The following is a 14,789-nucleotide window of genomic DNA, read 5'->3' as shown; positions in this document are numbered from 1 at the left end:
TAAAAACTGATGAGTATCAGATGAAAACTCTAACTTATGAGTGCCTGCAAGCGGCGTTCAATAAAGCGTTTTTCAGGTTCCTGTTTGCAGAGCTTCAGTGCCTGTTCGTAGGACAGCTTTGCCTGTACCAGGTCACCATTGCGGCGGCACAGGTCAGCTCTGGCTGCATGTGCCAGATGGTAGTTTTGCATTTCCTGTTTTTCCAGCAAGGCGATGACCAGTTGCAAGCCTGTCTTTAATCCCTTATCGCACATGGAAATCGCGATGGCGCGATTCAGTTCTATGACGGGGCTGGTTTCTACCCGCAGCAGCGCATCATACAGGCCAACAATCTGTGGCCAGTCAGTCTCTGCATAAGTAACAGCCTCTGCATGGACCGCAGATATTGCCGCCTGCAGTGTATAGGCCGCAAAGCGGCCAGAGCGTAAAGCCTGCTCTACCAGCTTACAGCCTTCGGCTATGAGTGCCTGATTCCATAATTGCCGGTCTTGCTGTTCCAGTGCGATCAATTCACCCTGGCTATCAGTACGGGCAGGTCGGCGCGATTCATGCAAAAGCATTAGCGCCAGCAAACCGCTGACTTCCGGCTCGGGCAATAATTCCTGTAACAGTCGTGTCAGCCGTATGGCTTCTGCCGCCAGATCCAGGCGCAAGGCTGAGTCACCGGCAGAACTGGAATAGCCTTCATTAAAGACCAGATAAATGACCCTGAGCACGCTATGCAGGCGCGCTGGCAATTCTTCTTTTTCTGGTACCTGATAAGGGATTCTGGCATCACGTATTTTTGCTTTTGCACGCACGATGCGCTGCGCCAAAGTAGGGGCGGGGGTCAAAAAGGCATGGGCGATTTCTTCCGTCGTCAGGCCGCAGACTTCACGCAAGGTCAGCGCAACCTGAGCATCGGCTGCCAGTGCCGGGTGACAGCAGGTGAAGATCAGGCGCAGCCTGTCGTCTTCCATGATTGTCGCTTCAAGCGTAGCTTCACCAGGCTGGGATGTTTCGTCTACCAGCGCCTCTACGGTTTCTGTGTGCTGGTCCAGCGGGTCGAAGCGTTTTTGCCTGCGTATGCTGTCGATGGCCTTGTAGCGTCCTGCCGATACCAGCCAGGTGTGGGGATATTCAGGTACGCCTTTGTCCGGCCATTGCTCCAACGCTGCCTTGAAGGCCTCGTGCAGGGCTTCTTCGGCCAGATCAAAGTCACCCAGCAGATGTACCAGGGTCGCAAAGACCCGACGCGACTCTTGCTGGTATATGCCTTCCACCAATTGCCGGGTGTTATCGCTAACGGAAGTCGTCATGCGCTTAATTGCGGTTTGAAGCTTTGATGATTACCTGAATACTGGCCCGGCTTACATAAAAAGCCTGAAGAATCGATAAATTCTGCATTTTCCGTACCAGAAATAGAGTTGGCTGATTCTAGCGCACTCTTGGAGAGCAATGCTTTAAAAACATGAATTCCAGGCAAATTTCCATCACGTCAATGTTTTCATGATTTTAAAAAAAGATCGATTGTGCTTTTTTTACCACTAATTGATAAGTGGTCTGGTCGTGCCTGAGATCAATTCCAGAATACAAAAATACCCTCTGGCAAGCCCCGTTGGTACGCGTCTGCCCCGTCTCAAACAAGGTGTTTTCCCGCTATTTTTGTATGTCTGCAAAGTTTCTGTAAATCAAATTTTGTGCCAGAAACTTAGATGAAAAATTCTATCAAATTCCATGGACGCTGATGTTGGACTTTTATTAATGTAGTTAAAGCGACATCTAAAAATAGCTAGACTAAATTTTAACGTATTGATCTGCATCAATGGAGACAAAGAAAGATGAGCATGAACCAAAGTGCCGAAAGTATATACACCGACCGGCTCGCCAGACTGGTGCAATTGTCACGTGACAGGCACGTCTTCAGCTTCACCCGCTTTGACTGGGTGGATGATATCAGTGAGAAGGACTGGTGGGTAAGCCCTGAACTGCTGACCATCCATGGCACAGCTTACTACGAGCAGGCCAGCGAGGCACAACGCAAACTGCTCAGTAAATGGGAATGCATCAACCTCTTCAGCCTGAATGTGACAGGTGAGCAGGAGCTGATAGCAGGTGTGGCAGAGCTCTTGCACACTCCCATGCTGAAAGAAGCCAATGATTACCTGCATCACTTCATTGACGAAGAAAACCAGCACATGTGGTATTTCGCCAAATTCTGCGAAAACTACGGGGGCAAGATTTATGGCAACAAGAAAATACAACTGACTGAACTGAAGCTTGACCCCAGGCTGACTATCCTCGTCCGCTTTGCACAGATTTTTATTTTTGAAGAAGTCGGCCATTACTACAACCTGAAGATTGCACTTGATGAGCGCGTGCATCCCTTCATCCGCGAGATCAATGAGGCGCACCGCAACGATGAGTCGCGCCACATCACCTTTGGCCGTGCCTTGCTGGCCAGGCTGGCAGATGGCATCAGCAATGACTATGCGCCAGAAGTGCTGGACAAAGTTTCGCGACACTTGCGCAAATATGTGCAGGTGACCATCGAGTCCCTCTACAACCCGGCGATGTACCGCGATGCTGGTTTTGCCAGCGGCATGACAATCCGCAGTGCACTGCTGGCTGACCCGGCGCGGCAGGATTTTCACGCACGTGAATTGCTGAAAAAAGTATTGGCCCTGCTGGGCTACACCAATTTATTAAAACAGGAGACCAGTCTTGAACCAGCTTATCAGTCTTGACAAGATCAATGAAGTTAAACAGTGGTTGCTGTCAAAGAAAAAATATCTGTCCGATATTCCCTTCGACCTTGATCTCATAGAAAACGATGTCGTCGATTCCCTGAGTTTTGTGGAATACGTACTCCTCATAGAAGAAATCAGCGGCAGGGAAGTTGTCGTCGATGACACCGTGCTCGACAAGGTCAGAACCCTGGACAGGGTGCAACAGCATTATATGGAATAGGGCATTCCATTCCACCACCCATACAGAAAAAATACAGAAAACTTAGACTAGGAAAAAACCATGGAACACCAATTGACTGACTATCGCTATGGCGATTTGCTGGAACTGACCAACCGTCACCGCAATACGACAAAGAATATTATCCTCACCGGTGCTACCGGTTTCCTCGGCAGTAATTTCCTGTTCTGGCGTTTGCGCCAGAGTGGCAAGATTTATGTGCTGGTCAGGGGAGAATCGCAGGAACATGCCAGGCAGCGTGTTTATGATGCGCTGGCTGTCTGCGCCTCTGCCTACAACCAACCCATCCCCAAAGCCGACATCGACAGCAAGCTGGAATACATACTCGGCGATATGACCGAGACCATGTGTGCGATCAGCAAGAATGACCTGGAAAAACTCACAGCGGCGGGTATCAGCGAATTCTGGCATTGTGCGGCCAGCCTGAAGTTTGAAGACCGCCACAAGGAAGAAATTTACCATCACAATATCAACGGCACTCAGAATGTGATGGATCTGGCGCGGCGTGTGCATTGCCAGCACTACCTGCATATCTCTACTGCCTATACTTCTGGTCGTGTGGCTGGTGAAATACCGGAGAGCCTGCATCCCGTTGATATTGCCTACAACAATTTTTACGAGAGCAGTAAAAATGAAGGCGAGCATGAAGTCGCCAGATACTGCGATGCCAACGGCCTGGATTATCGTATCCTGCGTCCTGCCATCATCATGGGGCCGCTGGCATCACGCCGCAGCGGTGGCACGCGCTTTGGTATCTATGGCCTGACGCAGGAAATGTACCGCCTGCGCGAAACACTGAGCAAATTGCAGACACCTTTGCGCCTCATCGGTGACCTCGCTGCTGCGGGCAATCTGGTGCCGGTCGATCAATGCGTGTTCGACATGATCTATCTGAGCAATATCGGCTTTGGTGATCAGAAGGTGTATCACCTGACCAATTCCAGCGACCTCAATGTCAAGACCATGCTGGAAAAAATTGATACTGCACTCGGCATGAAAAGCATCAATTTCGTACCTGAGCGCGACACCCCAGCGACGGCGATAGAAGAATTATTCGATAAACGTACCGTGTTTTATGGCGGCTACTACCGCACCATCAAGAACTTTGCCCGCAGCCTGCCCAAACATGTGGGCTTGAGCTGGGCTGATTACGGTACTTACCTGACTGCCTTTATCAAGGAACTCGATGAGCAACAAAGTGGCACTACTTTCAACCGCACTCAGGTGACGGCAGAAGATGGTACTGAATTATGTGTGTTGACACTGGGTGATAAGAGCAAGCCTGCGCTGGTGCTGGCAAATGCCTATGGCATGCCATCTGACTTCATGTTCCCGCTGGCCCAGCGCTTGTCTGACCAGTTTCACGTCATCACCTGGGAAAGCCGCTGGGTACCAGCGATCACCCATGAATTTGATCTGGAAAAGTGTCATTCCTTGACCCATGCCAAAGACATGGTGGCGATACTCGACCACTTTGGCATCGCCAAGGCAGCAATCGCTGGCTGGAGCAGCGGTGCCCGGGTCAGCCTGCGCAGCATGGCTGCTTTCCCTGAGCGTATTTCATCGGCAGTATTGCTGAATGGCGGCGTCTCTTTACCTGCTTCGAATGAAATCAAGATCACCGATTTTGAAAAGAATATACGTACACTCTTCCCCAAGATTGCTGCCAATTATCGTTTCGCCCAAAAGTACTGCGATCTCATCTATGGTGCCCATGCAACCTCAGATGATGGTGAAGACCGCAAGATGATTTCTACCATACTGACCAGTACCGACCCCTTCTTGCTGTACATGACCAGCGTACCTTTCCGCACGCCGGAATCATTGTTCCGCTACGCCAATATGATGAACGGCCTGTTCAATGAAAGAGACGACGCCTGGACTGCCGATATCCCGCATCCTGTGCTCGTACATGTCGGTGGTAAGGATCTTGTCACGCATGCCGATGTGGGCCGTTTCCTGGTCGCAGGCTTGAAGCAGGGGGTATTGTCCTTTGATGAAAACGGTGATCATTTCTCGCATTTCTATGATGAAGACCTGGCGACCATGATCAGGCAATTTGTCGCGCAGCATCAGGAGCAAGTGATACCCAGCCTGAATTGATGTTGATGGCAATGTCCGCGTCATGAAAGTCTGCGGACATTGCCCGGCTGTTTTTGTCGTAGCGAAATGACGGCCATGGTCATGACCATCACCATGGCCGGGAGGAGACATTTTCATGAAAAAAGAACAAAAATTATTGATTGCCAGTTTTTTCAATACGGCTAAAGCCCAGCCTAACAGCAATGCATTGTGGGTTGATGAACAGGTGTATACCTATGCAGAATTGCTGTTGCGTGTAGCCAGGATTACCCGCACGCTGGCGCGCGAAAACAAGGATTGCAGCCGTCAGCGCTGTGCCTTGCTGGTCGATCGCAGCATTACTGCGTATGCTTCTGTGCTTGGCACTTTGATGGCAGGCATGGCCTATGTGCCACTGAATGCCAAGTTCCCCGTGCAGCGCAATTTGCGCATGGTGGAGCTGTCTGCATCGACCTCGATTGTGGTGGATGAACGCTCTATGGATGCAGCCAAAGAATTGCTGCAAGCTTATCCCGAGCCTTTGACCGTGCTGATGCCCGAGACTGAGACTTTGCCTACCTGGACTGCCAGCGCCAGCCAGCACACTTATATTTTGAAACGCCAGATGGCCGAGGCCGATACCGCCAGCCTGAGCTTGCCTGTCAAGGCCAACCCTGTTGCCTATATCCTGTTCACTTCTGGCAGCACGGGTTTGCCCAAGGGCGTGGCAGTGACGAATGAAAATGCTGCTACCTATGTCGCCAGTATCATCGCACGCTATCAACCGGGGCAGGGCGACCGCTTTACCCAGTTTTTTGACTTTACCTTTGACTTGTCGGTACATGATATTTTCGTCTGCCTGAGTGCTGGTGCCTGCCTGTATAGTGTGCCTGCGCGTGTCATGATGATGCCGCTTAAATTTGTGCAACAACATGAATTAACGTACTGGTTCTCGGTACCATCGCTGGCTGCCTGCCTGAAACGCTACAACGCCTTGCGCCCCGGTGTTTTGCCCAGCCTGAAGTACAGCCTGTTTTGTGGTGAAGCTTTGCCCACCAGCCTGGCGCAGGACTGGCAACCTGCCGCACCCAATTCCATCATCGAGAATTTATACGGGCCTACCGAGGCAACGATCGCCTTTACCGTGCATCCTTACGACGCCGGTGATCAGCGCATTGCGGCCTTGCCTGTCGTGCCCATAGGCCAGCCTTTGCCAGGGCAGGAAACCATAGTCCTGGATGCGCACTTTAATCCTGTTGCTGACGGTGAAATTGGTGAGCTGTATCTGGGCGGTTCACAACTGGCACAGGGTTATTGGGAAAATGCTGAACTGACACGCCAGCGCTTTCTGAACATGCATTTTGAGGGCCGGCAGGCGCAGCGCTGGTACCGCACTGGTGACCTGGCCTGCGTCGATGCAAAGGTCGGCTTGCTGTACTGTGGCCGCATCGATAACCAGGTCAAGATACGCGGCTACCGGGTAGAAGTGCAAGAGGTTGAGGCAGTGATACGCCGCCTGGGCGGTTCTGACCTGGTGGCAGTAGTACCCTGGCCTGTGGCTGCTGATGGCAGCGTGCAGGGCTTGCTTGCCTATGGATGCGGCTTTACCGTATCATCAAGAGATATACTCAAGGCTTGTACCCTGCATTTGCCTGCCTACATGGTGCCGCAGGATGTGATTGAATTGCGCAAGATGCCTTTTAATTCGAATGGCAAGATCGATTATCCAGCCTTACAAAAACTGGCAAAAGAAAGTGATGGTCAGCAAGTGGAAAAGCTTATTCCTGGCGTATGATGCCTGGAAGGTGCAGCAGGAGATGAACCCGTCCTGTGTGGCGGGTTTTTTATGTATACGATGTAATCGGCAAGACAGGAGGCAATGTGGCCAGAAAGCATGAATGCGTATTTTGCGAAATCCTCAACGGGCGCAGCGCCGCATCGGTCGTTTATCGTGATGAACAGTGTATCGCCATACTCGATGCATTCCCCCTGACGCGCGGGCATTTGCTGGTGATACCGCAACAACACCAGCAGCATATAGAAGACTTGCCGGAAGAAACGGTGGCTTACCTGTTTGCCATGGCAAGCCGTTTTTCCTCTGCATTGCGCCTCGGTGGTGAAAGCAATGCCACTGCAGTGTTGCTTAATAATGGCAAGGCAGCCAACCAGCATGTGGCCCATGTGCATCTGCATGTGATACCACGCCGTGATGGTGACACTGCATTGATGGTATGGCGCTACCTGACACGTTTTATCAATCCCTGGTCTTATATAGGCCGCGGCAAACGTTTGACACGGCAGGCGGCACGGTGGCAAGCTTTGCTCAAATCAGAATAATAGGACTTACGCAAAACCGCCCCAGCTGCGTTGCAGCTCCTCTCCTAGGAGCCGCGTACTAAAGTACTGTCTTCGTCGCTGACGGTGTAATCGGGGTTTCAAGCAACACGTTGCTTGCCGATGAAACGAACATCCCTTGCCAGGGATGTTTCCCACAGCGATAGCCTTGCTGGGACAATTTTGCGTAAGTCCTATACAAGTTATTTACGTATAAAAAACAAGGCCTGACGATGCAGGCCCTGTTTTGTTAGCTTGGCTTGGTTAAGCTAGGCTTAATTTAGCCATCAAGCCGCTTTCTTTTCATCTGGCTTGATATCAATCTTTTCCACTTTCTTTTCGTCTCTTAATTCACGGCGCAAGATTTTGCCAACATTTGACTTTGGTAACTCGGTACGGAATTCTATGTACTTGGGTTTTTTGTAGGATGTCAGTTGTTCCTTGCAATAAGTCATCAACATTTCATCAGTCAATTGCGCATCTTTTTTGACGACATATAATTTCACTGCCTCGCCAGAATTGGCATCTGGCACACCTATGCAGGCGCATTCCAGCACGCCGGGGTGAGCCGCCACTACGCCTTCAATTTCATTCGGGTAAACATTAAAGCCTGACACCAGTATCATGTCTTTCTTGCGATCGACTACGCGGATATAGCCATTTTCCTGCATGATGCCGACATCACCTGATTTGAAAAAACCATCGGCAGTCATGACACTGGCTGTATCTTCAGGGCGATTCCAGTAACCCACCATGACTTGCGGGCCACGTATGGCAATTTCACCTGCTTCACCCAATGGTACGCGCTTGCCGCTATCGTCAAGTATCGCTATTTCTGTTGATGGCAATGGCAAGCCTATGGTGCCGCTAAAGTTTTCTGCATTGGATGGGTTGCAGGTCGCGACAGGTGAGGTTTCGGACAAGCCATAGCCTTCAACGATAGCGCAGCCAGTGACTTTTTTCCAGCGCTCGGCAACTGCCTGTTGCACCGCCGTGCCACCACCATTGCAGGCCTTGAGTTCAGAGAAATCAAGTTTTGCAAAATCAGGATTATTCAGCAAGCCGTTGTAAAGCGTATTCACGGCTGGCAGCATGCTGATTTTATGTTTGGAAAGCGTCTTCACCAGTCCTGGTATGTCACGCGGATTGGGGATCAGGATATTCAAACCACCCAGGCGCGTGCCCATCAGGCAGCAACTGGTCAGTGCAAAAATATGGTAGAGGGGCAGGGCACAGACGATGGTCATGGCCTCTACTTTTGGAGCCTTGTTCAGCGCCGGTTGTGCCCACGCATCATTTTGCAAGACATTGGCAGTGACATTGCGGTGTGACAGCGTTGCTCCCTTGGAGACGCCTGTCGTACCACCGGTGTATTGCAGGAAAGCGATGTCATCATGCGTGATCGTGACCGCTTTTAATGGCTGGCGCGAACCATCTGCCAGAGCCTGCTTGAAACTGACAGCAGTCGGCAAGGAAAATTCTGGCACCATTTTTTTGATATGGCGCACGGCAAAATTGACGACCATGCCTTTGACACCACCCATCAGGTCGCCCATGCTGGTCACGACGACATGCTTGATGCGGGTTTTGCTGAGTACCTGCTGCAGCGTAGTGGCAAAGTTCTCAAGGATGACAATAGCCTCTGCGCCTGAGTCATTCAATTGATGCTCAAGTTCACGTGGTGTATATAAGGGGTTGACGTTGACGGCGGTATAGCCCGCACGCAAGACTGCGGCGATGACGACAGGGTATTGCAGGACGTTAGGCATCATGATGGCAACGCGGGCACCTTTTTCCAGGCCCCTGCTTTGCAGCCACGCACCAAATTTTTTCGACAAGTCATCTACTTCCGCATAGCTCAGGTATTTGTCCATGCAGACGTAGGCCTTGCGGTCAGCGTATTTCTGGAATGACTCTTCCAGCAGATGCACGAGTGATGTGTATTGTGTGTAGTCGATTTCTCCGGGTACACCTTGGGGATAGGATTGCAGCCAAAACTTTTCCATGCTTTACCTTTTTTTGTCTCATTGTTATAAAAATCGGGTGACGCATGGCGGCAGTGGATACCGCCTGCGTACTGATATTGGCAAACTTATTATTGTTTTTGTCCATGCTAAATGCAGGTAATAGCAGGAGGCAAGGCTTATTCATGACATTTGAATAAGCCTTCTAAAAAATGCTTTTGTGGTTTTTTGAGAGCAGTTCTATGCTGCTCCGGTAGAGATTTTGGAGTTCGATTGCAGAAGGTTTTGCAAATCAGTTTATTGCTTCAGCACGAATTTCTCAGCCTTGCTATCTCGCGACATCATGAATCGAACTATGGATTCAACCGTGACGGTATCGATTTGCCCGGCCATGCGGCGATCGAATGGGTGGTCGTCGAAGGCGACGTTGGCGCGGAACATGCGTGCTCCCAGGCGTGTCAGGGAAGGGATGTAGATGGTGTCAGGTTTATACGATGCTGACTTCAACCATGCCTGGGCTTGAGTGCGGTTTTCTATGCGCACATCATTGGCTTGCGCTGCGGCGAGAACTTCCAGAGCCCACTGATTCGAGTTCTGGTACATGGTGGAGTAGGCATAGGACAGCATGTTATAGCGCGCCGCATGCAGGTTCTTCGCGCGGCCATCGGCCATCACCTGTTGTATTTTCTGTTGCAGCTCGGTGTTGGGAATGAGGACCAGGGTTTCAAAGGCGAACATGTCGTCCATGAAAAAATTACCCAGACCTTCCCTGAATAATTCTGAATTGGCAGTGCCGCACTGGTTCAACTCATGCATGACAGACCAGGTGCCATCTGGCAGGCGTTCTATCAGGCCCAGATGGGAATAGCGCAAATTGTACTTGGACAAATCCTGGCCGACGCGGGCGATGATGGCAACATTGGCCTGACTTTCGTCGAGCCTGATCTGGGTCTTGTGCGCAAACTCCAGCGCCTGCATGACTTTCTTGGGATCGTAACTATTTTCCTCGCAAGGGCGACCGGCAAAAGCCGGTGCCGTACAGGCGAGAGCGGTGACGATGAATAGACGCTGAATTATTATCAGAACCTTGGAGGAAGCCAGTGAGCGTGTGCGCATATTAAATTTGATCAGACTTTGTTGTGATGCATCAGGGCAGTGCCGATTTCATTCGGAATAAACGCCAGCACCTTGCCTGCACTGACCAGCAAATAACCAGTTGTCGTCGCGCTGACTTCCACCACGGCACCGCTGACCAGACCAACTTTTTCTATGCCCTTGCCAGATAACCTGACAGTAGTGCTGACCGCTTGCGTAGAACCCTTCAGCACGACAGTCACACCATCGGCACCCGCCTTGACGGTATCAACTATCATCTCGCCTGAACCAGCCACCATGGAAAAACCGCCGAGCATGATGATGCCCACACCCATTGAAAGGGCTTCAGAGCCACCAGAGGGGCCGCAAGAGATGCAGCCACGACCAGCGTGTGCAGAAAGTGGCAACAGGCTGCTGGCGCACAGAGCGGCAATCAGGGCGATTTTGCGAATTGGTGTTGTCATCATGTGTCCTTAAATGTAGAAAGTGACTCTACAATAATATAAGACCATAGAATCACAAGCTATTTGTCATCAGTAGCAAATAGTTACAGAAGAGGTAGTGGAATTTGATACCGGTACGACGATTTTTGAGGAAATTGGATACTGTATATGCTACCTGCCATGGCTCTTGATCAAACGATGGCAGGTAGTGGGGTGATAAGTGATTTACCAGATACTGACACGCTTATCTGGCGTCAGATACATCTTGTCGCCAGGTTTGACGTCAAACGAAGTATAAAAATCAGGATGATTGACCAGGCTGCCATTGACACGGAATTCTCCAGGAGAATGCAGGTCGGTCTTGACAAGAGCGATGGCGCGCTGTTCGCGTGACTTGCCGCGTCTGGCTTGTGCCAGGCCCATGAACAGGCGTTGTTCGGCTGTCCAGCCATCAATCAAAGGTGCAGGCTTGCCTTGCAATGAGAGCTTGTAGGCACGCAATGCCATGACGATGCCCGCATTGTCGGCAATGTTTTCACCTAGGGTGGTTTTCCCATTCAGAAAATAACCTGGAACTGGACTATACGTCGCATATTGATCAACCAGGCTGGCAGTTTTTTTCTTGAATTTTTCCTTGTCTTCGGCTGTCCACCAGTTGCGCAAATTGCCGTCGCCATCATACTGCGCGCCCTGGTCATCAAATGCATGACTGATTTCATGGCCGATGGAAATGCCCAGTGCACCATAGTTGAAAGCATCTTCTGCAGTGACATCAAACAAAGGTGATTGCAGGCGTGCTGCGGGGAAGACGATTTCATTCATTGTCTCGCTGTAATAGGCATTCACCGTTTGTGGCGTCATATGCCACTCCTCACGGTCTATGGGTTTGCCCAGCTTGGCAACTTCTCTGTCGTGGCGTGCTTTGCGGGCGCGCATGAGGTTGCCGACCAGGTCATCACTCTTGATCGTCAGGCCAGTATCATCCTGCCATTGTCTTGGGTAACCTATCTTGACGCTGATCTTGGATAATTTGATTTGCGCCTGTTTCTTGGTTTCGGGGCTCATCCAGTCCAGAGTTTCGATACTTTGTTTGAAAGCTTCAAGGAAATAGCCCACCATTTTCTCTGTGCGTTGTTTGACTTCAGGCGGGAAGTATTTTTCTACATAGATCTTGCCTACGGGTTCACCCAGCAACTGGTCAGTCAGTGCTACACCGCGTTTTTCACGTGTACGGTTTTCCTTCGTACCTGCAATTGTGGCTTCATAGAAGGCAAAGTTTTCATTCACAAAATCAGACGACAGGAAAGGGCTGTAGGAGCGGATCAGGTGCCAGGTGAAATACGACTTCCAGATGTTGAGGTTGAAGTTGTTGATGGCATCGTCAAAACCTTTGATGTAACTCGGCTGCGATACGATAAGGTCATTGATTTTGCCTTGCATGTGGGCTGATTTCAGATACACGGCCCAGTTGAAGGCTGGCGTCATCTTGCTCAATTCAGCAACGGACATTTTGTTATAGGTCTTGACCGGATCGCGGTTTTGTTCGGTTGTCCATTGCACCTTGGCCAGTGCGGTTTCCAGTGCGATGATATTGTCGGCCTGTGCTGCTGCATTGCTTTTACCAGCCAGTGTCAGTATTTTTTCTATATGTGTCTTGTATTTGGCACGGATGTCGGCCATTTTTGCGTCATCCTGCGACAGATAATAATCGCGGTTTGGCAAACCCAGCCCACCTTGGGATACAGTCACGGCATATTGGCTGGAGTTGGTGTCGTCCTGGCCTATGCTTAAACGTATCGGGGTGTTGACACCTATCTCATGGAAATGGGCAATCAGACCATGAATGCCACGCTTGTTTTGTATTTTGGTAATTAGCCCCAATTCATTGTTTAGTGCGGTGATGCCCAGGGCATTGAGTTTTTTCTCATCCATGAAACTGGTGTAAAGATCACCGATTTTTTGCTTGTCCGAACCAGCCAGTTTGTTGCTCTCTTTCGCGGCGCTTTCGACGATGGTACGCAATTGTTGTTGCACATCTTCACGCGCTTTCATGAAAGTACCCCAGTCTGATTTGTCGGACGGGATTTCATTCGCCTTCAACCACGCACCTTGTGCATAGCGATAAAAATCATCCTGCGGGCGCACTGCCTTGTCCATGTCTTCAGGATGTATGCCTGACCCCAGGGCAGATGCTGTGGCAACTGTCGTTGTCTGTGCAGGCTCTGTGGCGTGAACAACATTGGTCAGCAGGCTGAGGGCGAGTGCGCTGAGTAATAAGCGTTTCATAGGGAGTCTCTGGAATAAGATGTTTTACCCGGGCAGCAATGCAATGCAGGATGGGTAGTTTATTTTAAAGTGCTTGAATCTCAATTGACTGCCTGGAGCAGTTGAAGTTCAGTTCGGAAAATAAAAAAAGCATTACTGTATAAACAATAATGCTTTCGTTTGAAAATTTACTTCAGCAATCTGCTGGGTCAATCATGCAGCAGCAGCCTCAGCTTCACTTGCGCCAGTTGCCCCTGTCGATTCTTTCTTGCAATGTGGGCAAGACTTGCCAGAGATATACCAGGGAGACAATTGCTCACGTGGCGTGACAACGGCACGGCAGGCAAAGCATTGCTTGGTGTCTGTAGCTTCCAGTTGTGGGTTCAGTGCTGTGCGGTAGTCAAACACAAAGCAGTCGCCATGGTAGTGATCGCCACCGACTTCTTCAAAATATTTGAGGATGCCGCCTTCGAGCTGATAGACACTGTCAAAGCCAACATTCTGCATGTGAATGGCGGCTTTTTCGCAACGTATGCCACCGGTGCAGAAAGTCACGACAGTCTTGTCGTTCAATGCATCGCGGTTGGCTTCAATAACAGCCGGGAACTCTGTGAACTTGGCAATGCGGTAGTCGATGGTGTTATCAAAACTGCCAACATCGACTTCAAAATCATTACGGGTATCGACCATGACCACGGCTTTGCCATTGTCGTCATGACCCTGGTCCAGCCAGCGCTTTAGCGTGTGAGCATCCACCGCAGGAGCGCGGCCTTCTTCAGGCTTGATCAATGGCATGCGCATGGTGATGATTTCTGCCTTCAGCTTGACCAGGATTTTGGTGAAGGGCTGGTGGTCAGAAAAACTCTCTTTGGCGACCACATCTGCAAAACGCGGGTCCTGGTGCAGCCAGTCCATGTAGGCATCAATCTCATGGCGCAAACCAGCGAGGAACATATTGATGCCTTCTGGCGTCAGCAGTACCGTGCCTTTCAGATTCAGTTCCTTGCATTTATCCAAAAAGACCTGGCGTTTTTCAGCAGTGTCATCAAAGGTGATGAACTTGTAGGCAGAAATATTGACGTAGGGTTTATCGGGTGTTTGTATTACAGCGGGCATGATGAAATTCAGTAAGTCATTGATTTGGCAACATTATAAGCGATTTAATCAGGCTTTTGCGACCAACAGCATCTCGATATGGGGAATATCGTCTTCCAGATAGATGTCAGAAACCGTCTCAAAACCAAAGCTGCCATAGAATTTTTCAAGGTAAGCCTGCGCACCAATGCGGATATTGGCGGCGGGGTAGAGCGCATGCAGGGATGTGATACCGTTTGCAATTAAAGCTTTGCCAACACCAGTACCACGCCAGTCGTGGGTACTGATGACGCGGCCCAGTGAAGCCTCATCAAAACTGATACCAGCTGGGACTATGCGCAGATAAGCCGCTACTTCGCCCTCCGGCGTCCAGGCCGTCAGGTGATGTGAAATTGGGTCTTTGCCATCGACGTCCTGATACACACAGTTTTGTTCAATGACAAATACGGCAGAACGTGCCTGGTAAATCGCGTGCAACTGTATATTGCTTAATTCGGCAAAGCTGGCACACTTCCATTGTAAATCGTTTAAGTTTTTTGGGTTTGTCATAGTCGATTTTCTGTAT

General features: G+C 50.3%; 12 protein-coding genes. 5 read left to right on the top strand and 7 right to left on the bottom strand.

Annotation, left to right across the window (positions count from 1 at the left end; translation table 11 throughout):
• Nucleotides 1-29 precede the first annotated feature (29 nt).
• The gene (locus ACO0LL_RS22435) at nt 30-1,298 is read right to left on the bottom strand and encodes an RNA polymerase sigma factor (RefSeq protein WP_422953040.1); all 1,269 of its coding nucleotides are present in this window, start codon (nt 1,296-1,298) and stop codon (nt 30-32) included.
• A 522-nt stretch (nt 1,299-1,820) separates the two neighbouring features.
• On the opposite strand from ACO0LL_RS22435, the gene ACO0LL_RS22430 reads away from it, so the two are divergent.
• From ACO0LL_RS22430 to ACO0LL_RS22410, 5 genes are all read left to right on the top strand, one after another.
• Nucleotides 1,821-2,726, top strand: a complete 906-nt coding sequence (locus ACO0LL_RS22430; protein WP_422953039.1) for a diiron oxygenase — start codon at nt 1,821-1,823, stop codon at nt 2,724-2,726.
• Complete coding sequence (locus tag ACO0LL_RS22425) at nt 2,704-2,949, top strand: acyl carrier protein (RefSeq protein WP_162059657.1); 246 nt, start codon at nt 2,704-2,706, stop codon at nt 2,947-2,949. The genes ACO0LL_RS22430 and ACO0LL_RS22425 overlap by 23 nt, the downstream gene beginning before the upstream one ends.
• A gap of 60 nt (nt 2,950-3,009) precedes the next feature.
• Nucleotides 3,010-5,070 (top strand): alpha/beta fold hydrolase, encoded by a 2,061-nt coding sequence (locus tag ACO0LL_RS22420; RefSeq protein ID WP_422953038.1) that lies wholly within the window; start codon nt 3,010-3,012, stop codon nt 5,068-5,070.
• Nucleotides 5,071-5,185: 115 nt separating this feature from the next.
• On the top strand, nt 5,186-6,823 hold the full coding sequence (locus ACO0LL_RS22415) for an amino acid adenylation domain-containing protein (RefSeq protein ID WP_422953037.1): 1,638 nt from the start codon (nt 5,186-5,188) through the stop codon (nt 6,821-6,823).
• 86 nt (nt 6,824-6,909) lie between these two features.
• Entirely contained in the window at nt 6,910-7,365 is a 456-nt protein-coding gene (locus ACO0LL_RS22410) for an HIT family protein (protein ID WP_422953036.1), read from the top strand.
• Between the two features lie 284 nt (nt 7,366-7,649).
• Here the strand turns inward: ACO0LL_RS22410 and ACO0LL_RS22405 are convergent, their stop codons facing one another.
• From ACO0LL_RS22405 to ACO0LL_RS22380, 6 genes are all read right to left on the bottom strand, one after another.
• On the bottom strand, nt 7,650-9,368 hold the full coding sequence (locus tag ACO0LL_RS22405) for a long-chain-fatty-acid--CoA ligase (RefSeq protein WP_422953035.1): 1,719 nt from the start codon (nt 9,366-9,368) through the stop codon (nt 7,650-7,652).
• A 255-nt stretch (nt 9,369-9,623) separates the two neighbouring features.
• Nucleotides 9,624-10,442, bottom strand: a complete 819-nt coding sequence (locus ACO0LL_RS22400) for a DUF2145 domain-containing protein (RefSeq protein ID WP_422953034.1) — start codon at nt 10,440-10,442, stop codon at nt 9,624-9,626.
• Between the two features lie 11 nt (nt 10,443-10,453).
• A complete protein-coding gene (locus ACO0LL_RS22395) occupies nt 10,454-10,885 on the bottom strand; it encodes a hypothetical protein (RefSeq protein ID WP_422953033.1) in 432 nt (143 codons plus the stop codon).
• Between the two features lie 204 nt (nt 10,886-11,089).
• Nucleotides 11,090-13,150 (bottom strand): M13 family metallopeptidase, encoded by a 2,061-nt coding sequence (locus ACO0LL_RS22390; RefSeq protein ID WP_422953032.1) that lies wholly within the window; start codon nt 13,148-13,150, stop codon nt 11,090-11,092.
• Between the two features lie 192 nt (nt 13,151-13,342).
• On the bottom strand, nt 13,343-14,245 hold the full coding sequence (locus tag ACO0LL_RS22385; protein ID WP_422953031.1) for a sulfurtransferase: 903 nt from the start codon (nt 14,243-14,245) through the stop codon (nt 13,343-13,345).
• 48 nt (nt 14,246-14,293) lie between these two features.
• A complete protein-coding gene (locus ACO0LL_RS22380; RefSeq protein WP_422953030.1) occupies nt 14,294-14,773 on the bottom strand; it encodes a GNAT family N-acetyltransferase in 480 nt (159 codons plus the stop codon).
• Nucleotides 14,774-14,789 lie beyond the last annotated feature (16 nt).

The sequence above is a fragment of the Undibacterium sp. TC4M20W genome (assembly GCF_049340245.1).
Taxonomy (GTDB): Bacteria; Pseudomonadota; Gammaproteobacteria; order Burkholderiales; family Burkholderiaceae_D; genus Undibacterium.
Note: the sequence above shows the minus strand (reverse complement) of the source record. Positions and strands in the feature narration are given on the sequence as shown.